Origin of the sequence: Glycocaulis alkaliphilus, from assembly GCF_004000605.1 — a bacterium.
GTDB classification, from domain to species: domain Bacteria; phylum Pseudomonadota; class Alphaproteobacteria; order Caulobacterales; family Maricaulaceae; genus Glycocaulis; species Glycocaulis alkaliphilus.
The window spans coordinates 2,295,013-2,321,005 of sequence record NZ_CP018911.1 but is presented as its reverse complement, the minus strand read 5'-3'; the positions used below and the strand labels follow the sequence as shown (position 1 = coordinate 2,321,005).

At 62.5% G+C, this 25,993-nt stretch carries 29 protein-coding genes; 18 read left to right on the top strand and 11 right to left on the bottom strand.

The genetic code is table 11. From position 1 onward, the window contains the following. Positions 1–88: 88 nt before the first annotated feature. On the top strand, positions 89–1,564 hold the full coding sequence (gene hisS / locus X907_RS11025; protein WP_127567955.1) for a histidine--tRNA ligase: 1,476 nt from the start codon (positions 89–91) through the stop codon (positions 1,562–1,564). A gap of 415 nt (positions 1,565–1,979) precedes the next feature. Here hisS and X907_RS11020 read toward each other — a convergent pair whose 3' ends face one another. Then, positions 1,980–2,864 carry a hypothetical protein gene (locus X907_RS11020; protein ID WP_127567953.1) on the bottom strand — a complete coding sequence of 295 codons (885 nt, stop codon included), beginning with the start codon at positions 2,862–2,864 and terminating at the stop codon, positions 1,980–1,982. A gap of 475 nt (positions 2,865–3,339) precedes the next feature. On the opposite strand from X907_RS11020, the gene X907_RS11015 reads away from it, so the two are divergent. Further along, positions 3,340–4,065 carry a ribbon-helix-helix protein, CopG family gene (locus tag X907_RS11015; protein ID WP_127567951.1) on the top strand — a complete coding sequence of 242 codons (726 nt, stop codon included), beginning with the start codon at positions 3,340–3,342 and terminating at the stop codon, positions 4,063–4,065. A 69-nt stretch (positions 4,066–4,134) separates the two neighbouring features. On the opposite strand, the gene groL is transcribed toward X907_RS11015, so the two are convergent. Both groL and groES read right to left on the bottom strand, forming a co-directional pair. Continuing rightward, positions 4,135–5,769, bottom strand: a complete 1,635-nt coding sequence (gene groL, locus X907_RS11010; RefSeq protein ID WP_127567948.1) for a chaperonin GroEL — start codon at positions 5,767–5,769, stop codon at positions 4,135–4,137. Positions 5,770–5,825: 56 nt separating this feature from the next. Then, positions 5,826–6,113 (bottom strand): co-chaperone GroES, encoded by a 288-nt coding sequence (gene groES, locus X907_RS11005; RefSeq protein ID WP_127567946.1) that lies wholly within the window; start codon positions 6,111–6,113, stop codon positions 5,826–5,828. A 297-nt stretch (positions 6,114–6,410) separates the two neighbouring features. Here groES and X907_RS11000 point away from each other — a divergent pair, with 297 nt between their 5' ends. From X907_RS11000 to X907_RS10970, 7 genes are all read left to right on the top strand, one after another. Beyond that, a complete protein-coding gene (locus tag X907_RS11000) occupies positions 6,411–7,067 on the top strand; it encodes a YiaD family glycine zipper/OmpA-like lipoprotein (protein WP_127567944.1) in 657 nt (218 codons plus the stop codon). Between the two features lie 265 nt (positions 7,068–7,332). Further along, the gene (locus tag X907_RS10995) at positions 7,333–8,043 is read left to right on the top strand and encodes an antitoxin Xre/MbcA/ParS-like domain-containing protein (RefSeq protein ID WP_127567942.1); all 711 of its coding nucleotides are present in this window, start codon (positions 7,333–7,335) and stop codon (positions 8,041–8,043) included. 5 nt (positions 8,044–8,048) lie between these two features. Then, positions 8,049–8,645: an RES family NAD+ phosphorylase gene (locus X907_RS10990; RefSeq protein ID WP_335808304.1), complete on the top strand. Its 597-nt coding sequence runs from the start codon at positions 8,049–8,051 to the stop codon at positions 8,643–8,645. Between the two features lie 124 nt (positions 8,646–8,769). Further along, positions 8,770–9,990: an EAL domain-containing protein gene (locus tag X907_RS10985; RefSeq protein WP_233352322.1), complete on the top strand. Its 1,221-nt coding sequence runs from the start codon at positions 8,770–8,772 to the stop codon at positions 9,988–9,990. 86 nt (positions 9,991–10,076) lie between these two features. Further along, positions 10,077–10,376 (top strand): BrnT family toxin, encoded by a 300-nt coding sequence (locus tag X907_RS14790; protein WP_127567936.1) that lies wholly within the window; start codon positions 10,077–10,079, stop codon positions 10,374–10,376. Further along, a complete protein-coding gene (locus X907_RS10975; RefSeq protein ID WP_127567934.1) occupies positions 10,354–10,620 on the top strand; it encodes a CopG family antitoxin in 267 nt (88 codons plus the stop codon). The genes X907_RS14790 and X907_RS10975 overlap by 23 nt, the downstream gene beginning before the upstream one ends. Positions 10,621–10,873: 253 nt before the next feature. Then, positions 10,874–11,527 (top strand): hypothetical protein, encoded by a 654-nt coding sequence (locus tag X907_RS10970; RefSeq protein ID WP_127567932.1) that lies wholly within the window; start codon positions 10,874–10,876, stop codon positions 11,525–11,527. Here X907_RS10970 and X907_RS10965 read toward each other — a convergent pair. Beyond that, the gene (locus tag X907_RS10965; RefSeq protein WP_127567930.1) at positions 11,502–12,107 is read right to left on the bottom strand and encodes an HAD-IA family hydrolase; all 606 of its coding nucleotides are present in this window, start codon (positions 12,105–12,107) and stop codon (positions 11,502–11,504) included. The genes X907_RS10970 and X907_RS10965 overlap by 26 nt on opposite strands. 108 nt (positions 12,108–12,215) lie before the next feature. After that, positions 12,216–12,842 carry a superoxide dismutase gene (locus X907_RS10960; RefSeq protein ID WP_127567928.1) on the bottom strand — a complete coding sequence of 209 codons (627 nt, stop codon included), beginning with the start codon at positions 12,840–12,842 and terminating at the stop codon, positions 12,216–12,218. Between the two features lie 332 nt (positions 12,843–13,174). Here X907_RS10960 and X907_RS10955 point away from each other — a divergent pair, with 332 nt between their 5' ends. Beyond that, positions 13,175–13,528, top strand: coding sequence for an Hpt domain-containing protein (locus tag X907_RS10955; protein WP_170175540.1), 354 nt, complete (start codon positions 13,175–13,177; stop codon positions 13,526–13,528). Between the two features lie 3 nt (positions 13,529–13,531). Here the strand turns inward: X907_RS10955 and X907_RS10950 are convergent, their stop codons facing one another. Next, positions 13,532–13,885 (bottom strand): chorismate mutase, encoded by a 354-nt coding sequence (locus tag X907_RS10950; protein ID WP_127567924.1) that lies wholly within the window; start codon positions 13,883–13,885, stop codon positions 13,532–13,534. A 152-nt stretch (positions 13,886–14,037) separates the two neighbouring features. Here X907_RS10950 and X907_RS10945 point away from each other — a divergent pair, with 152 nt between their 5' ends. Beyond that, positions 14,038–14,655, top strand: a complete 618-nt coding sequence (locus X907_RS10945) for a glutathione S-transferase family protein (protein ID WP_233352319.1) — start codon at positions 14,038–14,040, stop codon at positions 14,653–14,655. Positions 14,656–14,891: 236 nt separating this feature from the next. On the opposite strand, the gene X907_RS10940 is transcribed toward X907_RS10945, so the two are convergent. The 4 genes from X907_RS10940 to X907_RS10925 all read right to left on the bottom strand — a co-directional run bounded on the left by X907_RS10940 (position 14,892) and on the right by X907_RS10925 (position 18,068). Further along, positions 14,892–16,070, bottom strand: coding sequence for a vWA domain-containing protein (locus tag X907_RS10940; protein ID WP_127567921.1), 1,179 nt, complete (start codon positions 16,068–16,070; stop codon positions 14,892–14,894). A 64-nt stretch (positions 16,071–16,134) separates the two neighbouring features. Further along, positions 16,135–16,392: an ElaB/YgaM/YqjD family protein gene (locus X907_RS10935; RefSeq protein ID WP_170175539.1), complete on the bottom strand. Its 258-nt coding sequence runs from the start codon at positions 16,390–16,392 to the stop codon at positions 16,135–16,137. A 150-nt stretch (positions 16,393–16,542) separates the two neighbouring features. Further along, positions 16,543–17,184: a hypothetical protein gene (locus tag X907_RS10930; protein ID WP_127567916.1), complete on the bottom strand. Its 642-nt coding sequence runs from the start codon at positions 17,182–17,184 to the stop codon at positions 16,543–16,545. A 35-nt stretch (positions 17,185–17,219) separates the two neighbouring features. Continuing rightward, complete coding sequence (locus X907_RS10925; protein WP_127567914.1) at positions 17,220–18,068, bottom strand: AAA family ATPase; 849 nt, start codon at positions 18,066–18,068, stop codon at positions 17,220–17,222. 131 nt (positions 18,069–18,199) lie between these two features. On the opposite strand from X907_RS10925, the gene X907_RS10920 reads away from it, so the two are divergent. Genes X907_RS10920 through X907_RS10890 form a run of 7 tightly spaced genes read left to right on the top strand, consistent with a single transcriptional unit; the run spans position 18,200 to position 24,181 of the window. Continuing rightward, positions 18,200–19,366, top strand: a complete 1,167-nt coding sequence (locus tag X907_RS10920; RefSeq protein ID WP_127567912.1) for an ATP-grasp domain-containing protein — start codon at positions 18,200–18,202, stop codon at positions 19,364–19,366. After that, the gene (locus tag X907_RS10915) at positions 19,363–20,052 is read left to right on the top strand and encodes a class I SAM-dependent methyltransferase (RefSeq protein WP_127567910.1); all 690 of its coding nucleotides are present in this window, start codon (positions 19,363–19,365) and stop codon (positions 20,050–20,052) included. Before X907_RS10920 ends, X907_RS10915 begins: the two co-directional genes overlap by 4 nt. Next, the gene (locus tag X907_RS10910; protein ID WP_127567908.1) at positions 20,052–21,107 is read left to right on the top strand and encodes an N-acetylneuraminate synthase family protein; all 1,056 of its coding nucleotides are present in this window, start codon (positions 20,052–20,054) and stop codon (positions 21,105–21,107) included. The genes X907_RS10915 and X907_RS10910 overlap by 1 nt, the downstream gene beginning before the upstream one ends. Further along, the gene (locus X907_RS10905) at positions 21,107–22,108 is read left to right on the top strand and encodes a glycosyltransferase (protein WP_127567906.1); all 1,002 of its coding nucleotides are present in this window, start codon (positions 21,107–21,109) and stop codon (positions 22,106–22,108) included. Before X907_RS10910 ends, X907_RS10905 begins: the two co-directional genes overlap by 1 nt. Then, entirely contained in the window at positions 22,105–22,851 is a 747-nt protein-coding gene (locus tag X907_RS10900) for a cytidylyltransferase domain-containing protein (protein WP_127567904.1), read from the top strand. The genes X907_RS10905 and X907_RS10900 overlap by 4 nt, the downstream gene beginning before the upstream one ends. Then, positions 22,848–23,249, top strand: a complete 402-nt coding sequence (locus X907_RS10895; RefSeq protein WP_127567902.1) for an NAD(P)-binding protein — start codon at positions 22,848–22,850, stop codon at positions 23,247–23,249. The genes X907_RS10900 and X907_RS10895 overlap by 4 nt, the downstream gene beginning before the upstream one ends. After that, complete coding sequence (locus X907_RS10890; RefSeq protein WP_127567900.1) at positions 23,159–24,181, top strand: phytoene desaturase family protein; 1,023 nt, start codon at positions 23,159–23,161, stop codon at positions 24,179–24,181. The genes X907_RS10895 and X907_RS10890 overlap by 91 nt, the downstream gene beginning before the upstream one ends. Here X907_RS10890 and X907_RS10885 read toward each other — a convergent pair. Continuing rightward, positions 24,178–25,968, bottom strand: coding sequence for a tetratricopeptide repeat protein (locus X907_RS10885; RefSeq protein ID WP_170175538.1), 1,791 nt, complete (start codon positions 25,966–25,968; stop codon positions 24,178–24,180). The two genes, X907_RS10890 and X907_RS10885, sit on opposite strands and share 4 nt — an antisense overlap. Positions 25,969–25,993: the final 25 nt, after the last annotated feature.

Sequence of the window (25,993 nt, the reverse complement as noted above, 5' to 3'; positions counted from 1 at the left end):
GGGCGGGCCGCTTGAAAGCGGCGCGTGCAAAGGCTACTCCGGCCCTCCTTTCGATACCGTTTCCATTCCCGTTTCACGGATCACACCCATGGCCAAAGAGAAAACCTTCCGTCCCAAGGCGCGCCGCCCGCGCGGGTTCGAGGACCGGGCCGCCCATGTGATCCGGGCCGAGCGCGCGCTGGTGAGCGCTGCCTCTGCCGTCTATGAGCGCTGGGGGTTTGAGCCGCTGGAAACACCTGCGTTCGAGTATGCCGATGCGCTCGGCAAGTTCCTGCCAGACGAAGACCGTCCCAATGAGGGCGTGTTCGCCATGCAGGATGATGACGGGCAGTGGATGGCGCTGCGCTATGACCTGACCGCTCCGCTCGCGCGCTTTGCCGCCGAAGGCTTTCAGAATCTGGTCAAACCCTATCGCCGCTACCAGTTTGGCGAGGTGTGGCGCAATGAGAAGCCGGGGCCGGGCCGTTTCCGCCAGTTCGTCCAGTGCGACGCCGATAATGTCGGCGCGTCCGGCCCTGCCGCCGATGCGGAGATGATTGCGCTCGCCGCCGAAGTGATGCGCGCGGCTGGCCTGAATGACAGCGATTTCGTCATCCGCGTGAATGATCGCCGCCTGCTCGATGGTGTGCTGGAAAGCCTTGGGTCCGCCGACGATACCCGCCGCATGCGCGTGCTGCGCGCCATCGACAAGCTGGACCGGCTGGGCATGGAGGGCGTGGAGCTTCTGCTCGGCAAGGGCCGCAAGGACGAAAGCGGCGACTTCACTGAAGGGGCCGGGCTGGACGAGGCGGGCCGCGCGCGCGTGCTGGGCTTTCTTGAAGCTTCAAAAGCCGGCGGCACCCGCGCGGAAGTGACCGCGCGCCTTGCAGGCAGTGCAGGCGAAACCGCCGCCAGGGCCGGGGTAGAGGCGCTTGAGGAGATCAACGCCATCCTGACGGCGCTGGGTATCCCGGAAGAGCTGGCCGTGTTCGATCCGTCGGTCGTCCGGGGCCTTGGCTATTATACCGGCCCGGTCTTCGAGACCGAGCTATTGGCCACCCCCACCTATCCCGATGGCAGCCCGATGCAGTTCGGCTCGGTGGCCTCTGGCGGGCGCTATGATGATCTCGTCGCCCGCTTTACCGGCCAGCAGGTTCCCGCGACGGGCTTCTCCTTCGGGGTCAGCCGGTTTGCTGCCGCGCTCTCCGCGCTGGGGCGTCTGGAAGGGGCTGATGCTGCGCCGCTCGTCATCGTGGTCGCTGCCGACAAGGCGCGCATGGCAGATTATTTCGCGATGGCCGCTGAGCTGCGCAGCGCGGGCCTGCGCGCGGAAGCCTTTACCGGCAATGGCAATATGGGCAAGCAGCTCAAATACGCCGACCGGCGCGATGCGGCCTTTGCCGTCATTTGCGGTGAGGAGGAGTTCGCCAGCGGCACCGTCCAGATCAAGGATCTCAAACTCGGCGCACAGCTGGCCGAATCGATCACCGACCGCGATGAGTGGAAAGAGCAGAAACAGCAATTCTCGGTGCCGCGCAGCGAGCTGGTATCGGCGATCCTCACCCGTCTGTCCGCGCGCGGATAATGGGTGCGCTGCGGCAAAAACGAAAACCTGCCTTGCATTAGAGGGTTGACGGATGCGAGCCATCGAGTCAGTTTCATTAACAGACAGGGCCTGACCGTCTTGTCTTCTTGAGTGACGGCTCTGGGGAGGAGACGTCTCTTATCGACCAACCAAAATTTCAAAGCCCGGCATCTTCTGGATGCCGGGCCTTTTTTTTGATTTGGATTCGCGTACGGCTCAGCAAGGCTGTCATCCTCCGGCCGCGAAGCGGTCCGGGGGACCCATGCCTCTTTAGTTCCGCAACGCATCCGCGTTGCGATGTTCCGCGAAAAGTCGCGGGCGGCCGGTCGGCCTTGCGGGCCGCTTTACGGCCCGAAATACAAGCTCTCAGGCATGGGTGGCCCGGATAAACCGGGCCATGACAAATGTTTTCCCCTCACTCCCCTCCCGGCAGTGGCGGTTCCGGGCGCTGGCGGGTCATGCGCTGGCCCTCGCCGGAATTGAGCCAGCTGGTGAGGGCATCGCCCTCCAGCTCTTCGCCGTCCAGCCAGACGCGCAGGCGGCCATCGCGGTCTTCAATGCGGACATTGCGGCGCTGTGAACGGTCGCGCCATTCCATCGTCTCCGGGGGCGCGCCGTCGCGGCGCAGGACGACCACGCGGCGCTCGCCCTCGGCATCATCGCCCAGGAACACGGCGTGTTCATCGCGGAACCCTGCCATGCGCGCTTCGAGGCGCGCGCGGGTCTCTATCAGCTCTGCACGCTCCTCCGCCGTCATCGGGCGGGTTTCGCCGTAGCGCGTGACCTCACCGCGTTCCAGCGCCTCGTCTATGGCGCGCAGGCCCGCTTCCATCCCGCGCGCACCGGCGCGCAGGCCGATCGCATGGGCGCGTTCGCCGTGCAGGCGGGCAAGGTGTGCGGCCTGCCTTGCATGCTCGCCTTCAGCGCGCGCCTCGGCGGCCCGGTCGCGGGCGCGTTCGACCATCGCCCGGACGCGTTCCCGGTCCGCAGGACCAAACTCGCGGTCACGCCAGTGCAGGCCGACATCGGCCTCTACGCGGCCGGGCAGGGCATCCAGCGCCGCGCGCAGGGATTCCATTGCCTCGTCCAGAATGGCGTCGTGTTCGTCCGTCCAGCCCGTCTCCTCATCAAGCGTGAATTCCAGCATCACCCGGGCATGACGGCCCGGTGCGGCGGGGGCGGGAGGCGCTCCGGGCCGCTCGACCATCACCATGCGCGGCGGATGAGGTGGTTCTGGCGGAGCCGGTGTGGCGGCGATGAGCAGCGGGCTGGCCGCTACGGCCCAGATGAGATGTTTCATGGACGTGTTCCTCCCTTGATGGGGGAAATAAAGGGGTGCGGCGCCTTACCGCGACATGACATCCATCTTAAATTCCGTCCAACTGAGAAACAAAAAGGGCGGCTCAGATGAGCCGCCCTTTTCCGTATTCCGAAGGGATAGAAGCTTCCTAGAAGCCCATATCGCCCATGCCACCGCCCGCCTCGATGCGCTTGAGGGGCATGTGAGGGGGGTAGGGGCGTTTTTTTCCTCGCCCCGCCCTTCGTCATTCCGGGCGGAGCGAAGCTGCAGACCCGCAACCCAGGCCCTTTTTTAAATCAACTGGGTTCTTAGCCCTAACGGGCTTTCTGGAATGACGAGGTGAAAAGGCAAGCCGGGCCATGACAGCGCGGGTCAGTTTGCCAAGAAAAACGCATGTCCGACACGGATTTTGTGCGCGTCATGACACGCATTTGCTAGCTTGGCTTCCCAAAGAGCCTTCACGCTGGGAGACGCCATGAAACGCGACCGGATCAAAAAGCTGAAAGCCAACGCGAAGCTGGACGTGCGCCTGCCCGACCAGCTGAAGGAGGAGTTTCTCGCGCGATGCCGCGAGGAAGGCGTCTCAAGCGGGGCCGTCATCCGGTCGCTGATCCTGGAATATCTCAGAACCCGGCCCCGGCAGCTGTCGGCGTTGGCTGAAGGCTTGAAGGAGACAATTATGAAGGGTCATAGATGGGTATTCGGCGGCATCGGGGCCGCTGCGGCAGCAGCCATGGGCACGGCGGTCCTGCTGTTTGCGCCGATGGCAAATGCCGAGGACGTAGAGGTTGGATTCGCGCTGCGGGTTGCTGAAGCGACGCAGTCCTCCAGCATGTCGGGCGATTACCGGATCGCACTGGGCGAGCCGGTGATGCTCTTCCTGGAGGACCAGCCGCTCGAGGCGCAGTATGGCCTCGTCATCATCGTGAATGCGTGCGCGGTGGAGGCGCCTGAGGAGGGTGCGCGCGCCGCCCGGCGGCCGGCCTGTGAACTGGTCTGGGAGTTCGAGGTTTTCGAAGCGGTCGAATGGCGCAGAAATGAGCTGGGCGGCGTGTCGGTGACGGAAAAGCGCGTGTTGGCGACGCCTCGCCTGACGTCCGGACGGCACGCCGCAGTGTCGTTCGAAGTGGGGGCGGTGACGGCGGATGGGGCTCCGCGCGGGCTCGTTTCCGGCGAGTTCGCTCTTCGCTCTGAGTCCTAGCCCGCACAAATAGAAAAGGGCGGCTGTTGCCAGCCGCCCTTTTCCGTATTCCGAAGGGATAGAAGCTTCCTAGAAGCCCATATCGCCCATGCCGCCACCCGGCATGGCCGGCGGGGCATCTTTCTTCGGCAGTTCGGCAACGGCCGCTTCGGTCGTGATCATCAGCGAGCCGACAGAGGCCGCGTCCTGCAGGGCAGTACGCACCACTTTGGCCGGGTCGATGATGCCGAAGGCGAACATGTCGCCATACTCTTCGGTCTGGGCGTTGAAGCCGAAACCGTGCGAGCTGTTTTCCAGGATCTTGCCGACAACGATGGAGCCTTCGACCCCGGCGTTTTCGGAGATCTGGCGGATCGGCGCCTGGATGGCGCGCGCGATGATGGCGATGCCTTGGGTCTGGTCGGCATTGTCGCCTTCCAGGCCTTCAAGGGCCTTGGCCGCTTTGAGCAGGGCCACGCCGCCACCGGCCACGATGCCTTCTTCCACCGCAGCGCGGGTGGCGTTCAGGGCATCGTCAACACGGTCCTTACGCTCTTTCACTTCGATTTCAGAGCCGCCGCCGACCTTGATCACGGCCACACCGCCGGCGAGTTTAGCCAGACGTTCCTGCAGCTTTTCCTTGTCGTAGTCAGACGAGGTGTCTTCGATCTGCTTGCGGATCTGGTTCACGCGGCCTTCGATCGCGGACTTCTCGCCAGCACCGTCAACGATGGTGGTGTCGTCCTTGGTGATCGAGACGCGCTTGGCCGTGCCCAGCATGTCCAGCGTCACGTTTTCCAGCTTGATGCCGAGATCTTCAGAGACAACCTGGCCGCCGGTCAGGACAGCGATGTCCTCCAGCATGGCCTTGCGGCGGTCACCAAAGCCCGGAGCCTTCACGGCAGCCACTTTCAGGCCGCCACGCAGCTTGTTGACGACGAGCGTGGCCAGAGCCTCGCCCTCGACATCTTCAGCCACGATAAGCAGCGGACGGTTGGACTGCACCACGGCTTCCAGGACCGGCAGCATGGATTGCAGCGAGGACAGCTTCTTCTCGAACAGCAGGATGTAGGGGTCATCCAGCTCGACAGCCATCTTGTCGGCATTGGTCACGAAATAGGGTGACAGGTAGCCGCGGTCGAACTGCATGCCTTCAACGACATCCAGCTCGGTTTCGAGGGATTTGGCTTCCTCGACCGTGATGACGCCTTCATTGCCGACTTTTTCCATGGCGCGGGCGATCATCTCGCCGATTTCCTTTTCGCCATTGGCAGAGATCGTGCCGACCTGGGCAATCTCCGAAGAACCCTTGATCGGGGTGGAGTTGGCCTTGATGTCCTCGACCACTTTCAGCACGGCCTTGTCGATACCGCGTTTCAGATCCATCGGGTTCATGCCGGCGGCCACAGACTTCATGCCCTCGCGGATAATGGCCTGGGCCAGAACCGTGGCGGTCGTGGTGCCGTCACCGGCTTCGTCATTGGTGCGCGAAGCGACTTCGCGGACCATCTGGGCGCCCATGTTCTCGAACTTGTCTTCCAGTTCGATTTCCTTGGCGACCGAAACGCCGTCTTTCGTGGTGCGCGGCGCGCCGAAGGACTTCTCGATGACCACGTTGCGGCCTTTCGGGCCGAGGGTCACTTTCACGGCATTGGCAAGGGTGTCGACACCCTTGAGCATGCGTTCGCGCGCAGAGGCGCCAAACTTGACTTCTTTAGCGGACATAAGCGTCAGCTCCTTGTTCGATCAGTCGATTGAATAGGGAAAGGTTTGGACCAGACCTAGCCGACGATCCCGAGGATGTCGGATTCCTTCATGATGAGGAGTTCCTGGCCGTCAACCGTGACTTCGGTGCCCGACCATTTGCCGAACAGGATGCGGTCACCGGCTTTCACGTCCAGCGGGCGCACGGTGCCATCATCCTTGATGGTGCCGCTGCCAGCGGCGATCACTTCGCCTTCCTGGGGCTTTTCCTTGGCCGTGTCGGGAATGATGATCCCGCCCTTGGTCTTGGATTCTTCCTCGACGCGCTTCACGAGCACGCGGTCATGCAGAGGACGAAAAGTCATCGCGTCACGTCTCCATTTTCTGGGCGCAGGCAGTTGGCGCCCGCAAACAAATGAGTTCTGGCTCAGTCCCGTTAGCACTCGATGCTCCCGGCTGCCAGCAGGCCGGAGATAAGCAGGGGGCCGGTTAGCGTCAAGGGGCGGGTGCGATTGCCGGGAGCCTTTTTCGCACTCATGCGTTTACCCGGCTTGTTCAAGCTGCGTTCATCTCTCTGTCATGTAAGTTTCGTGGCCAGAGGCGGCCGGACGCGCTAGTCTTCGGGGCCTAACTTTTTAACGTCACCATGGAGCTTGATAGCCATGATCTTTCGTTCTCTTACTGTTGCCGGCATGGCGTTGACCATGGCGGCGGCCTGCACCACCACCGACCAGTACGGCAATGTCACCCAGAACCGCACCGGCACGGGCGTCCTTGGCGGCGCGCTGGCTGGCGCAGCGCTTGGTACGCTTGCGGGTGGCGATGACCGCCGCAACGCGCTCATCGGCGCGGGCATTGGCGCTCTCGCGGGCGGCGCTGTCGGCAATTACATGGACCGTCAGGAGCGCGAGATGCGCGAGCGTCTGCGCGGGTCCGGCGTGACCGTGCGCCGCGAAGGCCAGGACCTCTATCTGGTCATGCCGGGCAATGTGACCTTCGCTACCGGCCAGTCGAATATCGAGCCGAACTTCTTCCCCATCCTCAACGATGTGGCCGACGTTCTGCAGACCTATCCGGCGACCTATGTCGACGTGATCGGCCATACCGACTCCACCGGCGGGCGTGAGCTGAACATGCGCCTGTCGGCGCAGCGTGCGCAGGCCGTTGCCGGCTATCTGCAGCAGGTCGGCGTTGATGGCCGCCGCTTCTTCATCACTGGCGCTGGCCCGGATTATCCGGTTGCCTCCAACGCCACCGATGCGGGCCGCGCTCTGAACCGCCGCGTCGAGATCAAGATCGCGCCGCACACCACCAGCTAGGTTTGCAGGTGCTGTGATCTGTGGAAGGGGCAGGCTGAAAGGCCTGCCCCTTTTGCGTGGCCGCCCCGGAAATGAACCCCCGGACGCGCAGCGATCCGGGGCCTGTCTCAAAACTATTCTGCACAAGGTCCCGGACAGCGCTGCGCGCTTCCGGGAATTCAGGTTTATGGGCAGCCCTTTTTCGTGACCTGCAAATCGCTCAAACTGCACAATATGGACAAACTGTACAATATGCGCTATCTGTATCGGTCAGGAGGATAGTCTTATGGCTGATTTTGACACCCGTGCTGACGTTTCTGAGGCTGTAATACGCCTTGATGAAGAGTCGCTGCAGGCGTTTGCTCGGCGCGTCGGCCAGGAAATCGCAGAGCCGGAAGTGGCGCATATTACCTCTCAGGTTCAAAATGACGTTTCGGCCCTGATCAAGGGTGTGGTGCTGGTCCCGCAAAAGCACCGGCCGGCAGCGTTGAGAGCCCTCCATGATGTGATCCTTCGCTGGCTGGATGAGCATCAGGTGGGTGTAGCGCCGGATGAATTCAGCGGGCCGCAACCGCACATACCGTCAGGATCGGAGCTTGGACGCCCGTTAAGCCGTGCAGACGCGGATGCACGCCGCAAACAGATGGCATTGCCGATGTCTCTGGAATCTTGGGCAGGTATCTGCGTGGGGCCGTCCGAGCTGGCCGCGCGCTTCGAAATATCGCGCACCACCCTGAACAACTGGCGGCGGGACGGGCTGGTGATTGCCTTTCCCCGCGGACGGAGGGCCCACGTCTACCCGGTCAGCCAGTTCGCTGACAACGCGCCGCTCGACGGAATACGCGAGGTGCTGGATTTTGCTGATGGCGATCCAAAGGTGGCTTGGCGGTGGCTGCTGACCCCCCACCATGCCTTTGCACACCGCGCGCCTCTGGAGGCGCTGAAGGATGGTAACCGCGAAGCGGTCGTGCGGGCCGCCGAGTACAGCCTGGGTTGACGGTCGTGAACCTGAACCACAACAGGGTCAGCCGGTTCACGGTGGACCTATCAGGTCTTGACACCGGTAACCGCTGGTTGCGCGTATTCAAACGGCGGCACCGCGACGACCCCTTGGGAACCGGCCACGGTCTTTCCCGTTTTTCTCCGCCGCCGGGCAATCGCAGTTTCAAGGTGCTTTATGCGGGGCTCGATCTTGAAACCGCGATTGCTGAAGCGGTGATCCGGGACAGGTTTGAAGGCGGTGTCTCACGCGATCTGGCAGAGAGCGAGCTTGATCGCTGGGTTGTCAGCGAGATTGCTGTCCGCCGAGCCTTGCCCGTCCTCGACGTTCGCGGTCTTGCCCTGCAGGTGCTGAATGTGAACACGGATATTGCGGCAGCGAGAAACCAGACTTTGGCGCAGCAGTTCAGCGCCGCCTTGCATGCGATTCCCTCCGTGCAAGGGCTGTTGTACAGATCGCGCATCAGCGGGGTTGACTGCATCGCCGTCTATGACCGTGCCGTGAAGTCGGCCCTTTGGGCCTCGCATGCGATCAATCTGGACCGTGCAGAGCGTCTGGACGATGCATTGAGAGAGCTGGAAATTACCCTGGTTGATTAGCTCCCGGACTGGAAAGAGGTCTGACAGGATGGCCCGGTACAGCATAGACTGCGCTTGCACAGGTGCGATTCGCGCCTGACGGGGACGTAACGGAGGCCTCGCCATCATACCGCGCACGACAGACATGCTCGTCGTCATCACCTACGCGATGCTTGCCATCGTGGCGGCGCTGGCGTTCGAGCGGTTTGGCCTGATGAGCTCAGGGCTTGCCTGGGTGATGGGCGCGGTCGTGTTCCTGATCGCCGGACAGGCGCATGCCGCAGCCGCGCGCGCCGAGGAGCGCCGGGCGACCGAGAAGGCACTGCATGAGCTGCGTGCGGCGAACCTCTCCCTGATCGAGGAGCTGGAGCTGGCCAGCGCGCGCATCGAAGAGGTGGAAACGCAGCTCGCCACGCAGCCTGCCCGCCCGTCAGCCCAGATTACGCCTGCTACCTATGCGCGCTCAGCCGTGCCGGCGCGCGATGAGGGGCCGGGCGATGAGCTGCTCAACGAGATTCTGCAAAAGCTGGAAATGGCGGGCGCCGGCCCGGCGGCGAACGTGTCCAGCTCAGCGCGCGTGGAGCTGATCCGCGATGCGCTCGACGCCAACCGGGTCGATCTTTACCTGCAGCCGGTTGTCGGCCTGCCCCAGCGGCGCACGTATTTTTATGAGGGCTTCACCCGGCTGCGCGATGCCAAGGGCAATGTGGTCACGCCCGCGGGCTTCCTCAAAGCCGCTGAGGAGCATGGCCTCATCGCCGAGGTGGACAATCTCCTTCTGCTGCGCTGCGTGCAGATCGTGCGCAAGCTGACCAAGTCGGACCGGCGCGTGGGGATTTTCTGCAATATCTCGGTGCGCTCGCTGACCGATGAGGAGTTTTTCCCGCCCTTCCTGGATTTCCTGCGCCGCAATTCCGATCTCGCCACTTCGCTGATCTTCGAGATGCCGCAGGCGGCTTTTGACGGGCGTTCCTCGGTGGCCGCGCGCCACATGGCAAGGCTCGCCGATTACGGCTTCCGCTTCTCCATCGATCAGGTCAGCAATCTCAATCTGGATCTGGCCGAGCTGCAGCGCGCGGGCGTGCGCTTTGCCAAGGTGGAGGGCGTGCGCCTGATCGAGATGGCAGGCGGCCACATGCCGGTGGCGGGCCGCGAGCCCGGCACGATTGCGCCCGAAGACATAGCGAGCCTCTTTGCCCGTTATGGCGTCGACATTATCGCGGAGAAGATCGAGACCGAGGCGATGGTGGTCGAAATCCTCGATCTCGACATCGCCTATGGTCAGGGCCATCTCTTCGGCGCGCCGCGCCCCGTGCGCGAAGACGTGCTGTCTGAAGGCGGCGCCGAGGCGCGCCGGGCGGGGTGAATCAGGCGCACTGACAGCGGCCCGATTGGACACCAAGCCCCCGTTGCTGGCTTGGCATTTGTATATACATTGGTATATAGTGCATCATGGTCGCGTCCGTAGCCGGGTTCGACTGGGACGATGGGAACTGGCCCAAGTGTGGCAAGCACGGTGTCTCCCGGTCAGAGATTGAGCATGCGCTGATGCACGATCCGGCTGTCTTTCCGGATCGGAGTGTGGCCGTGGAAGAGCGGTTGAACGCGATAGGCCGCAATGCCGACGGTCGATACCTGTTCATCGTCTTCACGTTCCGGACGAGGAGGGGAAACACCCTGATCCGCCCGATCAGCGCCCGCTACATGCATCGCAAGGAGGTCGATCATTATGAGCGCCAAAAAGACACTTAAGACCTTCCCGTCATTCAAGTCTGACGAAGAGGCGGAGCGCTTTGTCGATCAGGCTGATCTGACGGAGTTTGATCTGTCCGGATTCAAGCCTGCATCCTTCGAGTTCGCCAAAAAAAGCGCACAGGTGAATCTGCGCGTTCCGCAGTCATTGCTGGACGCCGTGCGCGAGAAGGCGAAATCGCGAGGCATCCCCTTTACACGCTATATCCGCATGCTGATGGAGCACGATGTTACTCACCGCTAGCGATTAGGGCGGGCTAGAACGATGTCCTCCCCCGTTTACGGGGGAGGTGTCTGGCTTGCCAGACGGAGGGGGGAGCTTTTTCCCTCAGATTCCCCCCCCTCGGCCCTTCGGGCGTTCGAAGCTTCGCTTCTCACCCCGCCCGCAAGCGGGAGGAGACATTGATATGGGCCTGACCAGCCTTTTCAGTTGCGGACTGGCGCAGGTTTGCTGACATGGCCGCAAAGGGCGGTTTTCGCCCCGCTGGAGCCGTCTCATGCGCATATGCCTCCTTGCCCTCATCGTCCTCGTGATGGCCTGTAGCGGCGTCTCAGCACCCCTGGCGGGCGCAGCGGAACCCGCGCCGCTTTGGTACAATGAAACACCAGAAGACTGGCCGCTGGAGACGCCGCCGCTCTACACGCTTCTGGCGCTGGAATGGATGGCCTATGGCCACAGCTACCGCATAACCGCCGGGCAGGCCTATCAGGCTTACCGCGAAGGCGAATACGCCCTTGCGCAGAGGCGCTTCAACCAGCTGGCCGATTATTTCGATGAGGCTCTGTTGCGCACCGGACCGTCAGGCCCGGAAGGCGAGCTGGGCTATGAGTACCGGATGAGCGCGGTGTTCGCGCGTGTCAATGCGGCCTTGGCCCAGCGCGCAGCCGGAGACGACGCGGGCGCGGTGGAGACGTTGCGCCCATTGGTGCTGGAGTTCGTGCCGCTGGCCACCGATCTCTGTGAAGAGAAGGTATCAGCAGGCCTGGCGGCGGGCGAGACCGTCTTTGCCCGCGCGGCGGCGGAAGACCTTGCCCGCCAGTTCGAGACACAGCGCTGGACGCAGGAACATGATGAGCGGCTTGCGGCCATGTTCGCGGCGATTGAGGCGGCTGAAGCAAACAGCCTCAAGGAGTGGCGGAAGCGTTCATGAACGCCGCAACAGAGGTGAAACAGTGCCCGGACCAGCCTCTTTTCTCGGCGGCCTCAATGTTTTCCATCTTGTCGTCCAGGAACAGGCAGTCTGCCGACAGGAAACCTGCTACGCGTTCGGTGTATGCGTAGATCTCTGGGTCCGGCTTCGCCATTCCGCAATCAAAGGAAAGAACCTTGTGATCGAACCGGCTAATGATCGGATGGCGATCCTCAATCGTTGGCCAATAGTACGCATCCACGTTCGACAACAACACCAGTTTGGCGCATTTGCTTAGTGTGTCTATGAGGCCATCTATTCCCGGCATGAGTTCGCTGTATGGCTTCTTCCATTCTGACAGGAAGCCATCATAGTCCTGATTTAAACCGTGCTTTGAGCGAATATCCTCATACAGCTCACTCAGCGACATCGCTCCGGTGATTAATTGCTGTGTCGACACTACATCTTGCAGCTCCCGCAATGCGATTTCGGGCGCCTCGCAGCGCCGGGCGATGCGTTTGCTCACTAGTGAGTCGTCAAATGAAATAACGACTCCAAATAAGTCGAAAACATAAACAGATCTATCAAACTTGCTTTGCATGAGAAAACTATATGATGCTTCAGCTAGCTATGTCAGCCCCAGCAAAACAAAAGCCCCGGACGTTTCCGTCCGGGGCTTGCTGCATCAATCCGTGCAAGTGGAACGGGGTTAGTTCCCCGCCACAGCCGCGTCATAGCGCTCAGACGCGACATCCCAGTTCACCACCTGCCACCAGGCGTCGAGATAGTCGGCGCGGCGATTGCGGTAGGTGACGTAATAGGCGTGCTCCCAGACATCATTGCCAAGGATCGGTGTGCCGCGTGTCTCGGCAACATCCATCAGCGGATTGTCCTGGTTCGGTGTGGCGGTGATTTCCAGCTCGCCATTCCCATTGACGATCAGCCAGGCCCAGCCAGAGCCAAACTGGCCGGCGCCAGCGGAATTGAACTGGCTTTTCATCTCGTCGAGCGAGCCGAATTTTGCGTTGATCGCTTCGGCCAGTGCGCCGCTGGGCGCACCGCTATCGGCCGGCGCGGTCATGCTTTCCCAGAAGAAGGTGTGGTTCCAGTGACCGCCGCCATGATTGCGGAAGGCTTTTGGCAGGTCCGACACGCGGGCCAGAATGTCTTCCAGCGAGGTGCCCTGCAGGTCGGAGCGGCCTTCCAGCGCGCTGTTCAGCCCGTTTACATAGGTCTGGTGGTGGCGCGAATGGTGCAGCTCCATCGTTTCGGCATCAATGACCGGCTCCAGCGCGTCATAGGCGTAAGGCAGGCCGGGGAGGGAAAAGGCGCTCATGGATTCTGTCTCCTCTTGGTGGGTGGCAGCGCTTTCTGCACAGGCAGAAGCGCCAGCGAAGCCAAAACTGGCAAGGGCCAGGGCGGCAGTGCGGGCGGTGAAATTCAACAACATGATGAGCGTCTCCTCCGGGATGTGTCTGGACGGATACGCCGGGCGCAAACATGCACACGGCCAGCGGTGTGTCTACCGGACAAGCTAGGGTTCCAAAGGGCAGCTTGCCAGAGGGCAACGGAAATCAGGTGCGGTTTGTTCCTTTGTTAAGCGTGTTTGTGAGCCAAGTGTTAACGCCGGGCCCTCACAATCCGCACCAGTCAGGGAAACAAACTCTCATGCTGGATGAAAGCCGGACAGACGCAGGCTCAACGCTGCTCGATGGCACACACCTCCACCGTTATACCGGCGGGGATGTGGCGCTGGAGGTGGAGCTGTACGGGCTTTTGCGTGGCCAGATCGTCTCCACGCTCGATGCGTTGGCGCGCGCTGGCGATGACGCGGTCTTGTGGCAAAGACTGCTCCACACGCTAAAAGGCGCCGCACGCGGCGTGGGCGCGATGGCGCTGGGCGATGCGTGTGCTGCGCAGGAAAGCAGGGCGAATGATCCGGCTGCGCTGGAGGCTATCCGCACCGTGGCCGATGAAACCCTGGGCGCCATTGATACCGAGCTGGAACGCCGCGCGGCCTAGGTCCTAAGAGCGTTTGCGCTGCGGTTCGCGCGTGGCGTCCCACACCTGCAATTCATGCTGGATGGAGCGCTCTACCAGCTCGCGCCAGACCGGCTCGGCGAGGGTCTCCGGCACGCCAGCGGACCGCGCCGCCGCCTTCACCTTGGCAATCACATCCTCGATCCGGTCTTGATCGCGCACGACATCGCGTGACGGCTTGATGCGCGCAGCGGCGTCCATATAGCGCGTGCGCTCGGCGATCAGTCCGATCAGCGCCCGGTCCAGCCGGTCCACCCCGTCACGCACCTCTGTCATGCTGGCACAGTCCTGCGGCGGCGTGCGGCGGTTCAGATCATCGGCGTCGAAGGGCAGTGTCATGTCGCAAACATCCTGTCAGGCATGGCCCCGTCATACAGGCCCGAAGGCGCGGCTGGAAAGCCTTCATACACCCCGTGCCCGATTGCGCTGTCAGAATCGCATATGCGCTTCTACCATGCCGGGCAATGGATTGGCGGATGTGGGAGCGGCAAATGGACGCCTTCAGACTCTATGGTCACAAGGAAAGCGGCAACTGCCTGAAGACGCTGTGGACGGCGCGCCATCTGGGGCTGGATATTGAATGGATCGAGATCGACATCTTCAAGGGCGCCAGCCGCACCGATGAGTTTCTCGCGCTGAACCCGGCGGGCCAGGTGCCGCTGCTGGAGCGCAGCGATGGCCGCACGCTCGCCCAGTCCAATGCGATCCTCACCTACATGGCCGAAGGCTCGGACCTGATCCCGCAAGACCCGTTCGACCGGGCCAAGATGATGGAATGGCTGTTCTGGGAACAATACTCGCACGAGCCCTATATCGCCGTGCGCCGCAGCCAGCTCAGATTCCATGCCCGCCGCGCCAGCGATCTCGACCCGGACCTTCTCAGCAAGGGGCGCCGCGCGCTCGGCGTGATGGAGATGCGCCTGCTGGCGCGCGAGTATTTCGTCGCTGAGCAGCTGACCCTGGCTGACATTGCGCTGGTCGCCTACACCCGCGTCGCGCATGAGGGCGGGTTTGACCTTGCAGACTTTCCCGCCGTGCAGGGCTGGGTGCGCCGCGTGGAAAGCGCGCTGTCCCTGCCCCATGCGGGTGATCATGCGATGGCGGGGTAGGGGGCTTTTTAGTTCCGCAGCCCATCCGGGCTGCGATGTTCCGCGAAAAGTCGCGGGCGCGCGTTCGCGCTTGCGGCGCTGCGCGCCGGGGACCCCGCCCCCGAGCCGGCCTCTTTCCTCCCCTGCTTGCGGGGGAGGTGTCAGCGTAGCTGACGGAGGGGGGAGCATTGTAAGAATCCCCCCCTCGGCCTTTCAGGCCACTCCCCCCGTAAACGGGGGGAGAAACCCCACCATCCCTACCTTCTCGCCAGTTCCTTCATCGCGCCATCAAGCCCTTCAAGCGTGAGGGGGAACATGCGTTGCGGGCCGATGATCTGGCGGATCAGCTCGATGGAATAGGTGTGCGGCCACCATTTGTCGGGCTGCGGGTTGAGCCAGATCAGGTGGGGGTAGGTGTCGACCAGGCGTTTGAGCCAGACCGCGCCGGCCTCGCCATTCCAGTGCTCCACCGAGCCGCCCGGATGGGTGATCTCGTAGGGCGCCATCGAGGCATCGCCCACGATCACCACCTTGTAATCGTGCGGGTATTTGTGCAGCACATCAAAGAGCGCCATCGTCTCGGACTGGCGGCGCAGGTTCGACTTCCACACACCCTCATAGATGCAGTTGTGGAAGTAGAAATAATCGAGCGATTTGAAGACGGATTTCGCCGCCGAGAAGAGCCGCTCGGTCAGCTGGATATAGGGGTCCATCGACCCGCCCACATCGAAAAACACCAGCACCTTGATGGCGTTACGCCGCTCCGGGCGCATCTTCACATCCAGCCAGCCCTGCTTGGCGGTCGCGTTGATCGTGCCGGAAAGGTCCAGCTCCTCGGCCGCGCCCTCGCGCGCAAATTTGCGCAGGCGCCGCAGAGCGAGTTTCAGATTGCGGGTGCCCAGCTCCCGGTCGGAATCGTAGTCCTTGTAGCGGCGCGCCTCCCACACCTTGGCGGCCTTTTTCTGCTGGCTCGTGCCCCCGATGCGCACGCCGGCTGGGTTATAGCCCGAATGGCCGAACGGGCTCGTCCCGCCCGTGCCAATCCACTTATTGCCGCCCTCATGGCGCTCGGTCTGCTCCTGGAGGCGCTGATTGAGCGTGTCCATCAGCTCGTCGAAATCCATCGCCTCCAGCTCGGCCATTTCCTCTTCGGTCAGATGACGGCGCATCTCGTTGCGCAGCCAGTCTTGCGGGATTTCGGCCTCGTTGAACATCTCGCCCAGCAATTCCACGCCCTTGAAGACATGGCCGAACACCTGATCGAACTTGTCGAAATTGCGCTCGTCCTTCACCAGCGCTGCGCGGGAGACCGCGTAGAAATCGTCAATCGCTGGCGAGACCGCGCCCTTCTCCAGCGCTTCGAGCAAAGTGAGGTATTCCCGTGTCGAGACGGGGACCTTGGCGGCGCGCAGTTCGGTGAAGAAGCGATGGAACATGGCGGCAAGGATAGGCGCTCGCGGGGGCTGCCCGCAAGCGCGCTATCTTGCCATGCGTAAAGCCCTAGCGGCGGGCGAGCAGGGCGCCCGCGAGCATGCCGACGCCGGCTGCGACGCCGAGCGATGTATAGGGGTTGTCCTTGACGTAGCCGACGGCCTGGTCCTCGATTTTCCCGGCGCGCCGCGCTACTTTCCGGGCCTGACGGCGCGTGGTCTTCGCAGCGCTTTCCAGTTCCTTCTCGGCAGCCCGGCTGACCGATTTCAGGGTCTTTTCACCCTCTTTGCGGATGTCTTCTACGCGCTTGCTGGCACTCGTCGCCATGGGGAGCCTCCTTGGTTCAGGCATTGGGGGTCACGCCCGGTCTTTGATACCGGACGCTTCACCCTATTAACCCCGTCAGGGCAGATGGGTTCCAAAATGGGTGTGGTGGTGGGGGGGCGCGATTGCGAGGCGAAGCGGGAAAGCACGGGGTTATCTCATTAAGACAATAATATCAAAAAACAGCAAAGAAATTTTAATTTGAGATTTTCCAATAACTTGCTTTTTGAGTATATTATTTAAATGATCGTAGTTTGTTCTTATAGTGTTTTCTATTTCATCTTCACCGTTATTTTTGATTTTTATTGTTTTCTCGTAAAGTTCTTGAGCGGCTGTAGTGTAAGCGTCACGCGATCCGGCAGCGCGGTCGGAATAGTACTGTATTGATCGTTTTAAATCCTCCCAAACCTTTAATATATAATAATATTGATGCGCCACATCTTCATAGTATATTTCTAAAAGAATGTGTATTCTCTCGCATTCTTGAAATAAATTGGAGTATTTACTTATACGTAATCTGTTGATGTGTTTGTATCTTTCTAGCGAACTCTTTGTATCAAGATCGTCCAGCTCTTCTGCGCTTGGGTGGTAAGTTTCTGTTCTAATCTGCTTAATTGCCTCTCGCGCCTTGATATATGTCTTAAGCGCTTCGATAGCCAAATCTACGCGGTCGAGCGCCACTTTCCGTCGTATTGCCTGGGAAATGCCCGCTTTTGCTATCCACGCGGCTATCACCAAAGCCATAGCTCCGACGACTGCGCTCACAATGGTGGCCCACGCATCGGCGTTAGCCACTAAAGTACAATTCTCACAGCCCCCCATACTTCCCCCTACTGCGCCGCATCCCGCCTTGCCATGAAGGCGAGTTTTTCAAAGAGCTGCACGTCCTGCTCGTTTTTCAGCAAGGCGCCATGGAGCGGCGGGATGAGTTTGCGCGGATCCTTCTCGCGCAGCAGCTCCGGGTCCACGTCCTCGACCAGCAGGAGTTTGAGCCAGTCGAGAAGCTCCGAGGTTGAGGGCTTCTTCTTCAGGCCCGGCACGGAGCGCACCTCGTAGAATTTTTTCAGCGCTTCGGAGAGCAGGCGGCCTTTCAGGCCCGGGAAGTGTACCTCCACGATTGCGCGCATGGTTTCCTCGTCCGGGAAGGCGATGAAATGGAAGAAGCAGCGGCGCAGGAAGGCGTCCGGCAATTCCTTCTCATTGTTCGAAGTGATGATGACGATGGGGCGCACCTCCGCCTTCACCGTTTCGCCGGTCTCGTAGACATGGAACTCCATCCGGTCGAGCTCCTGCAAAAGGTCGTTCGGAAACTCGATATCGGCCTTGTCGATCTCGTCGATCAGAAGGATCGGCCGCGTCTCGTGAGTGAAGGCCTCCCAGAGTTTCCCCTTGCGGATGTAGTTGCTGACATCGTGCACCTTGCCATCGCCGAGCTGGCTGTCGCGCAGGCGCGCCACCGCGTCATACTCGTAAAGCCCCTGCTGGGCCTTGGTGGTGGACTTGATGTGCCATTCCAGCAGCGGGGCGTTCATGGCGCTCGCGATCTGGCGGGCCAGCTCTGTCTTGCCGGTGCCGGGCTCGCCCTTGACCAGCAAGGGCCGCTCCAGCGTGACGGCCGCGTTCACCGCTGCGGCCAGTTCCTCTGTCGCGACATACTGGCTGGTGCCTTCAAAGCGCATGATCGTTAACCCCTTAGTGGTGCGTTTCACTGTCAAACCTAAGGTGAGAAACTAGAACGCGAAAACGCAAATCGCGAGTGCCGCACGGCATTTTCTTTTGCGTTGCACCAGGAAGACGGCAGGGACGGATCATGCGCGCGCTCGCCATTGGGGCCGGGAGAGAACAGGCAGACCCGATCGCCATTGCCCGCGCGCTCGGCGCTGAGGTGCTGGCGCTCGATGGCCGCTCCGATGCGGAAGGCGCGGGCGCAGCGGACAGCTTTGCCCATGTCGATCTGATGGACGCGGACGCCGTGCTGAAGATCGCTGCCGGGTTCCGTCCTGATTTCCTCGTGCCCGCCCCGCTCGCAAGGCCCCTCATCACGGCCGGCATCGTCAATGACACGCTGGGCCTCAAAGGCGTCACCGAACACGCCGCCCGCCTTGCCAATGACAAGCAGGCCATGCGCGAGGCCTTCACAGATGCGGGCGTGCCGATGGCGCGCCAGATCAGCATTGGTGACGCGAGCGGTTTGCGCGCGGCGGCGGAGACTCTGGGCTTCCCGCTCATCGTCAAACCCCGCTCCGGCTCTGGCAGTAGAGGCGTGGTGCTGGTGGAGCGGGAGGGCGAATTGCCGGTGGCGCTTGACGGCACTGACTGGCTCGCCGAGGAAGCATTGACGGGCCGGGAGATCGGCGTCGATGGCGCGGTCATTGGGGGCGAGGTGCGGCTATTGTCGATCCGCTGGAAAATGCTCACCCCTGCGCCGCACCGCCAGGCGATCAGCTATCTCGCCAAAAACCCGGCAGGCGAAGCGGTCAGCCCGCAAGTGGCCGCCATCGCCGCGAAGGCCTTTGGCGCGCTTCAGTGCGATAACGTGCTTTTCCATGCTGACATGATGGTCAGCGATGAGGGGCAGGTGAGCCTCATTGAGCTCGCGCCGCGCCCTTCGGGCCACGCCATCCATTCCGCGCTTCTCCCGCTCTGCCATGGCCAGAACGTGATGGAGAGCTTCATCTCGCTGGTGCTGATGGGGCAGGTGATGGCGCCGCTCACCTTCCAGCGGCCCGCCTTCTTCTCCTTCCTGCCCGTGCCGCCTGGGCGCGTCGCCGCCACGCCGGACTTTGCACCCCTGATCGCGGAGGCGGGGCGAATCGCGGTCAAGTGCGAGCTGGAAAAAGGCGCGTTGCTTGGCCCCCTGATTGACGGGGCCAGCGCCTTGCAGCGCGGCTTCATGGTGATGCTGACCGCAGACGAGCTGGAGGGCACGCGCATGGCCGGGCGGCTGGCGGCCCTTGTGCCGGTGGAGAGCAGATGATGGCGGAGGAAAGCGCAGTGCGCACCGGCGTTGCCGCCTTCTGGGGGGCGGAGGCGCTGGCCCATGTCTTGAGCTGGCCGGACGAAAATCTGGTGCGCTTCCTGGGCACGCGCTTTTCAGACCGTGCCGGAAACGCGAAGCGCCGCGCGGTGGAGATTGGCTGCGGCAATGGCCGCAATCTCTTCGCGCTGGAGCGGCAGGGCTTTGAAACGCTGGGCGTCGACATCTCCGAAGACGCCGCCAATAACTGCCGCGCGATCCTGTCCGCTGCGGGCATGAAGGCGCGCGTGCTGACCGGTGCGTTTCAGGACGTGCTGTCTCCGGCCGAGCCGTTTGACCTCATCGTCTGGGACAGCCCCTTCATCGATACTGAAGCTGGCATGGCAGACGGGTTTGCACGCGCCCGCGCACTGCTCAAACCCGGCGGCATGCTGTGGGTGAAGTTCCGCCACCCGGAAAGCTGGTTTGCCGGGCTCGGCGCGCCTCAGGGCGGGGGCACGTATCTGCTGGACGCCCGCGCTGGCCCCTATGCCGGCGCGCTCTACTCCTTCCATGACCGGGCGGCGGGCGAGGCGATGCTGAAAGCATCTGGCTTTGCCATCTCGAACGCGGAGCGGGTGGAGCTCTGGAAGCAAAACGAAACCGAACGCCATGTCTGGACGGTGTTCTGGGCGGAGGCAGGCTGATGGCGGCGAGTTTCAATGTTGCGGGCCGCACGGTCGGCGGGGACGCGCCCTGCTTTATCGTCGCCGAGATTGGCGCAAACCATGATGGCGACCCGGAGCGCGCGCGCGAACTGGTCGATATGGCGGCGGCTGCGGGCGCAGATGCCGTTAAATTTCAGACCTATAGCGCCGCCGAGCTGGTGGCTGACCCGGACCGGGTGCTGACCTGGGGGCGGGAGGGCCGCGAGCGCACCGAGACGATTGGCGGGCTGTTTGACCGGCTGGCCCTGCCGCGCGCGGCGCATAAATCCTTGTTTGACTACGCAAAGTCGAAGGACGTCATTCCCTTCTCCACCCCGTTCAGCCTTGATGGCGTCGATTTTCTTCAGCGTCTCGACGTGCCCTTGTGGAAAGTCGCCTCCTCGGATGTGCGTGACAGATTCCTCCTCGAGCATCTGGCCCGTACCGGCAAGCCGGTCATCCTCTCGACCGGAAAATCGCTGCTGCCCGAAACCGTCCGCGCGGTCGACACGCTGCGCGCGGCAAACGTGCCGTTTGCGGTGCTCCACTGCCTCGCCCAGTACCCCGCGCCGATGGAAGAGGTGAACCTGGCTACTATCCCCGCCTTCAAAGGGGTGTTTCCGGACGCCGTCATAGGTTTTTCAGACCACACCGTGGGTATCACTGCTGCGCTGGGTGCGGTGGCATTGGGGGGAAAGATTATCGAGCGGCACGTCACCTATGATCAGGACGCGGACGGGCCGGACCACTGGTTTTCCTCATCACCTCAGGAGTTTAGCGATCTCTGCCGCGAAATCCGCCGTCTGGAGGCGGCCATCGGCGGTGTACGCACCGGCATTCTGCCGTCCGAGGTGCGTGAACGCGAAGTTTCCGTTAGATCCCTGATACTTAAGCGCGGCCTCAAGGCGGGCGAGGTCATCACGGCCGATCACCTGGAAACAAAACGTCCGGGTCACGGCATCGACCCCTATGATGCTGAAAAGATTATCGGAATGGCCGTGCCGCGAGACCTTGAGCGGGGCTCTGTCCTCACCTGGGAGGCGCTGAAGGCCTGATGCGGGTATTGATCTGGACGGCGGGAGGCGGGGATGCCGGGATCGGTCATCTCACCCGTTGCCAGTCACTTATCCCTGCTTTGCTGAAACGCGGCGCGAAGGTGCAAGTCATTGCAGAAGCACCGGTTTCCCTGGCTACCTTCATCGAAGTGGAGGGGGCTCAGGTCCAGCTTGTCCCCGACCGGCAGGCCGCCCTATCCGCCCTGAAAGCGGCGATACCATGCGATCTGCTGATCTGTGACCGGCCCGATCTCTCGGTGGCGGATAGCGAGGCATATTATGCCGCCGGGGCAGGGCGGATCGCGCTGCTCGCCAGTTCCAGAATTGGCTATTTTCCCTGCGACTTGGCGATAATTGATGATCCGGTGCTGACCGAGTCCGGCCCGCCCAAGGCGCGGCGGATAGAGGTGGGGGCCCATCTCCACATGGTCCGCCCTGACGTGCTGGCCTTGCGCCCGCCAGCCCCTTATCCGCTGGGGGGGAGTCATGCCAAGCTATTGATTGCCTTGAGTGGTTCTGATCCCGGAAGGCTCACCGAACCGCTGGTGGAGGCGCTTCATCGTCTATCCTCCCATTCCGGTCTATCCCTCCATCTGACCGCGCTCATCGGGGCTGGGTGGGAGGCGCAGAGGCGGCTGAACCTGCTTGAATCGGTCGGTGAAAGCATTGAAATCATTGATCAACCTAAGTCGCTTGCCGGTGCGATGGCCAGCGCCGATGTCGTGGTGACGCTGGGCGGGCGTACGACTTATGAGGCTTTTGCGCTTGGCCGGCCGGCCTTCTGCCTGCCGTGGGACACGACGGCGGATTACGTCTTCGCGCTGGATGCGCAGAAGCTGGCGCTCGCCGTTGATCCTGAACCGGAAACGGCGGCGCGGGCTATCCTTGCGGCGCTGGATAGTCCGGCGGATATAAATGCCCGTGCTGCGCGCGCCTTCAATATCGTGGATGCCGGGGCCGCAGACCGGGTCGCGGCGCTCTGTCTGGAGGGGCTCTCATGAAGGCTGCAGCGATCATCCAGGCGCGCATGACCTCTTCGCGGCTTCCGGGCAAGGTGTTGATGGAATTGGGTAATCGACCGATGCTACAGCTCGTGATCGAGCGCCTCCAGCGCAGCGAAACCCTCTCTGACATTATCGTCGCCACCAGCGCGGAGGAGGCCGACGACCTGATCGTCGATCTCTGCGCTGATCTCGCCATCCCCGTCGCCCGCGGCTCTCGCGATGATGTTTTATCCCGCTTTGCCGGGGCGCTTCATCTCACCGGAGCCGACACGATTGTCCGCGTGACGGCGGACTGCCCGCTCATCGATTCTGCGTTGATCGACAAGGCCTTGGGCGTGTTCGCCACTGAGCGCCCGGACCATCTGTCCTGCGGGTCAGATGGCGGTTATCCACGCGGAATCAACGCAGAAATCATCGCCCGTGCCGCGCTGGAGATCGCGGCCCGCGAAGCCGCCGAACCCTTCGAGCGCGAGCACGTGACGCCCTTCCTCTATACGCGCCCCGACCGCTTCCGGCTGGTAAAAATGGAGGCGCCGCAAGAGCTTAGGCGGCCAGACTACCGGATTACGGTCGATGAGCCGGCCGACATGGCGATGATGGAGGCGCTGCTGAAGGGCATTGGCGGCGATCCGCTGGCGATAAGCCTTTATGATGTCGTCACTTTTCTGGACGCCCACCCGGAGGTGGCCGCCATGAATGGCGGCGTATACCAGAAGCATTTCACGGAGACAGGACGATGAGCGGCGCAGTCGTTGTCGGAGGCGGCCCGGTCGGGCTGGTGGCGGCCATCCTGCTGAAACGCAAGGGCTTTGCCGTCACGCTGCTGGAGCGCGAGAGCGAGCTTGGCGGGTTGATGCGCTCGCTCCCCGTGATAGACGGCTTCGAGTTCGACAATGGCACACGCTTCGTACCACGCCTGGGTGATGCGAGCCTCGATGACGACGCGCTGGCCCCGCGTGAAAACTGGCTTGAGTTCAACCAGTTGCCGTCTGGCTCCTTCTTCGCCGGGCGGTTTCAGAAAGCAACCGGGTTTCTCGACATCAATGGGTGCCTGACCGTGCCCGCGAGGCGGTGGAGGCAGGGTATTTCGAAGCCGGTGGCGGCGACGAACATGCTGAAACGGTTGATGAATATCTGAAAGCGAAGTTCGGCGCAGCCGCGCTGGACCATGTGCTGGCGCCTGCGCTCACAAAGATTACAGGGCTTGCCCCGGAAGAACTGTCGCCAGGCGTGGCCACGCTTTACGGCCTGTCGCGGCTGGTGATGTTCACCCCCGAACGCACCCGCGAGCTGAAAACCGATCCGGTTCACGATGCGCGCCTCGCCTTCCACTCACGCGATGAGGGCGCGCCGTCGGACCCGTCGCGCGTGTTCCGCTATCCGGCGCGGGGCGGAATTGGCCTTTGGGCACAGAGGCTTGAGGCCATAGCCCGCGAAGAAGGTGTCACCATCCGCACCGGGCTCGCCGCCGAGAAGGTGGAGCCGGGCACGGCGGGCGGCGCACGCCTGACGCTGACGGATGGCTCCCTGCTTGATGCAGACAGGCTGGTCTGGAGTGTGCCGGGCGCCTTGTTGCTGCGGGCCGCTGGCGCGCTGCCGCCGGGGCCGCCGCCAAGGATGACCTCCGGTCTCGCGCTCTATCATGTGGTGGTCGACCGGGCGTTTGCTACGGACCTGTTTTACATCACCAATTATGATCCGGCCTTTGCCAGCTACCGCGTCACGCTCTATCCGAATGTGCAAGGCCGCCCGATGCGGGACGGGCAATATCATCTGACTGTGGAGGTGATCCTCAACGCCCACCACAGCGAGGCTCCGCCGTCAGCGCAGATCACAGACGAGCTGGCCCGCATGGGCGTTCTCGCGCCTGGCACCTGTGTGCTGGCAGAGGCGATTACCCATGTGCGTCAGGGCTTTCCGTTGCCGACGCCCGGCCTTGCCGCCCAGCAGAAGGCCCATGGCGAGCGCCTTGCCGAGCTCTTCCCCGATACTCTGGTGCTGGGGCGCGGACAGGCCGGTGCGTTCTTCCTGCGCGATGCGCTGGGTGAGGTGGTCAGGGCGCTGGCCTAGGCCACTTCAGCTTTGTGCGCTTTCACAAATCCCGCAAAGGCTTCCGCCATGTTCTTCATGCCACCTGCCCAGTCGCGATAGCGGTTGCCGGTGAAGGTGCGCGTCTGGGGATACCAGAGCATCTGGTCGCGGCCCAGCAGCGTCCAGCTTACCGCAATCGGGCGGATGAACCAGACCTGCCCGCCCACCGAGGCGGTGAGGTTTGTGGTAGCGTTCATCGGGCCAAGCACCAGATCGCAGGCCTTGCCTAGCGCCGCCACGCCGTCGAGATCATCCTTCAGATCAATGTCTTGCGGCTGATGGATTTTCACACCGAAGCGCGCTTCGGCGTCGGCCAGCTCCTCGTCCACATCGCCATATTGCAGGTTGATGAAAACGGCGCCGGGCGTTTTCAGGATCGGCTTCCACATCTCGAACGGCGCAAAGTGTTTGGAGCGCGCGGCGTTCATTTTCAATGACTTCCACAGCACGCCCACCTTGGGGCCGCTACCCAGCGCCGCAAGCTGTTTGCTGAAGGCAGCCACGCGGGCCGGATCGGCGGTCAGGAAGCCGGGCTCATCCGGGAAGTCATCCGTGCTGGAGCGGAAGGCGCGGCAGAGATTACCGGCCGGGGTCCACAGATTGGCCTTGCCGTCCTTGAACAGGTCCGGGGCGTGGCGGTGCTGGCGGCCTTCGCGCTCCACCGTGTAGTGGCGCTCGACAATGGCTTTCGGGAAGGAACGCTGCAGCAGCGGGACCATCCGCTTCTCGCACGCGATGCGCAGCTCGCCCTCCGGGCCGACGGCCTTTTGCGCGTCGTGGAAGGTGCTGGCAAACAGCACTTCATCGCCAATACCCTGCTCCCCGATGACCACCAGCGTCTTGCCGTCCAGCTCTGCCGGATCAGCGCCATCCCAGGGACGGGAGGGGATCAGGAAATTGGTGGCAAAGCGGTAGTGCATGTTCAGGCGCGCCCGGTAGAGGTCCCAGCCCTCCGCCAGCCGCCCCGCGGATAGCAAGGTGTGCGAATAGCCGTGGGTGGAAATGATCCGGTCGGGCTCGGCTTCCGCATTGTCGATGGCTGTCTTGAAGTGCTCCAGCGCGCCTTCAACATCGCCGGTCAGTTCCAGCGCATGGGCAAGGTTGTGCGCGGCGCGGGCATAGCCCGGCCGGAGCCGGAGCGCTTCGGCGTGGAAGGTGATGGCCTCGGCGGCGTCCCCGCTCTCCATCACGGTGGTGCCCATCGCATTCCACAGATCGGCATTTTCCGGATCGCCATAGATCGCCTGGCGCAGGAGTTCGATCGCATCCTCGAACTTTGACTGGTCGCGCAATATGCTGGCCAGCTGAACCGCGCCGCCCTTCGCATTTGGGGTCATGCGCAAATAGATACGCATGAATTTTTCTGCGGTCGGCAACAGTCCCAGCTTGGAGGCCAGCACGCCAAGGCTTTTGTAAATCTCGGGATTGGCCGGATCGCGCTGCAGCGAGCGCTCATAGAATTCCAGCGCCTTGGACAGCCGGCCCAGATGCTCCAGCGCCATGCCCATCGCCTGGTTGGCGACCGGGTGTTCGGGGTGTGAGTCCAGCAGTTTCAGGACGATGCGCGCGCCGTCTGCAGCCTTGCCTTCGTCGACCAGCGACATGGCGCGGCGCAGGCGGGCTGCGATTTTCGGATCGGCTTTGGCGGCGGGGCTGGCGTCCAGGTCCAGGCCGGGTATGGCGGTGGTGCGCGCTTCCTGCGACGGGTTGATGATGTCCTCAACGCCTTTTGCGAGTTCCGCATCAAGATCGAGAAGCATGCTCATGGTCGCGTCCTGCCGGCTGGATTGC

Bases quoted from the DNA above. Each gene is read 5' to 3' on its own strand.
- hisS (WP_127567955.1), top strand. From the start codon at position 89: ATGGCCAAAGAGAAAACCTTCCGTCCCAAGGCGCGCCGCCCGCGCGGG.
- X907_RS11020 (WP_127567953.1), bottom strand. From the start codon at position 2,864: ATGAAACATCTCATCTGGGCCGTAGCGGCCAGCCCGCTGCTCATCGCC.
- X907_RS11015 (WP_127567951.1), top strand. From the start codon at position 3,340: ATGAAACGCGACCGGATCAAAAAGCTGAAAGCCAACGCGAAGCTGGAC.
- groL (WP_127567948.1), bottom strand. From the start codon at position 5,769: ATGTCCGCTAAAGAAGTCAAGTTTGGCGCCTCTGCGCGCGAACGCATG.
- groES (WP_127567946.1), bottom strand. From the start codon at position 6,113: ATGACTTTTCGTCCTCTGCATGACCGCGTGCTCGTGAAGCGCGTCGAG.
- X907_RS11000 (WP_127567944.1), top strand. From the start codon at position 6,411: ATGATCTTTCGTTCTCTTACTGTTGCCGGCATGGCGTTGACCATGGCG.
- X907_RS10995 (WP_127567942.1), top strand. From the start codon at position 7,333: ATGGCTGATTTTGACACCCGTGCTGACGTTTCTGAGGCTGTAATACGC.
- X907_RS10985 (WP_233352322.1), top strand. From the start codon at position 8,770: ATGCTCGTCGTCATCACCTACGCGATGCTTGCCATCGTGGCGGCGCTG.
- X907_RS14790 (WP_127567936.1), top strand. From the start codon at position 10,077: ATGGTCGCGTCCGTAGCCGGGTTCGACTGGGACGATGGGAACTGGCCC.
- X907_RS10975 (WP_127567934.1), top strand. From the start codon at position 10,354: ATGAGCGCCAAAAAGACACTTAAGACCTTCCCGTCATTCAAGTCTGAC.
- X907_RS10970 (WP_127567932.1), top strand. From the start codon at position 10,874: ATGCGCATATGCCTCCTTGCCCTCATCGTCCTCGTGATGGCCTGTAGC.
- X907_RS10965 (WP_127567930.1), bottom strand. From the start codon at position 12,107: ATGCAAAGCAAGTTTGATAGATCTGTTTATGTTTTCGACTTATTTGGA.
- X907_RS10960 (WP_127567928.1), bottom strand. From the start codon at position 12,842: ATGAGCGCCTTTTCCCTCCCCGGCCTGCCTTACGCCTATGACGCGCTG.
- X907_RS10955 (WP_170175540.1), top strand. From the start codon at position 13,175: ATGCTGGATGAAAGCCGGACAGACGCAGGCTCAACGCTGCTCGATGGC.
- X907_RS10950 (WP_127567924.1), bottom strand. From the start codon at position 13,885: ATGACACTGCCCTTCGACGCCGATGATCTGAACCGCCGCACGCCGCCG.
- X907_RS10945 (WP_233352319.1), top strand. From the start codon at position 14,038: ATGGACGCCTTCAGACTCTATGGTCACAAGGAAAGCGGCAACTGCCTG.
- X907_RS10940 (WP_127567921.1), bottom strand. From the start codon at position 16,070: ATGTTCCATCGCTTCTTCACCGAACTGCGCGCCGCCAAGGTCCCCGTC.
- X907_RS10935 (WP_170175539.1), bottom strand. From the start codon at position 16,392: ATGGCGACGAGTGCCAGCAAGCGCGTAGAAGACATCCGCAAAGAGGGT.
- X907_RS10925 (WP_127567914.1), bottom strand. From the start codon at position 18,068: ATGCGCTTTGAAGGCACCAGCCAGTATGTCGCGACAGAGGAACTGGCC.
- X907_RS10920 (WP_127567912.1), top strand. From the start codon at position 18,200: ATGCGCGCGCTCGCCATTGGGGCCGGGAGAGAACAGGCAGACCCGATC.
- X907_RS10915 (WP_127567910.1), top strand. From the start codon at position 19,363: ATGATGGCGGAGGAAAGCGCAGTGCGCACCGGCGTTGCCGCCTTCTGG.
- X907_RS10910 (WP_127567908.1), top strand. From the start codon at position 20,052: ATGGCGGCGAGTTTCAATGTTGCGGGCCGCACGGTCGGCGGGGACGCG.
- X907_RS10905 (WP_127567906.1), top strand. From the start codon at position 21,107: ATGCGGGTATTGATCTGGACGGCGGGAGGCGGGGATGCCGGGATCGGT.
- X907_RS10900 (WP_127567904.1), top strand. From the start codon at position 22,105: ATGAAGGCTGCAGCGATCATCCAGGCGCGCATGACCTCTTCGCGGCTT.
- X907_RS10895 (WP_127567902.1), top strand. From the start codon at position 22,848: ATGAGCGGCGCAGTCGTTGTCGGAGGCGGCCCGGTCGGGCTGGTGGCG.
- X907_RS10885 (WP_170175538.1), bottom strand. From the start codon at position 25,968: ATGAGCATGCTTCTCGATCTTGATGCGGAACTCGCAAAAGGCGTTGAG.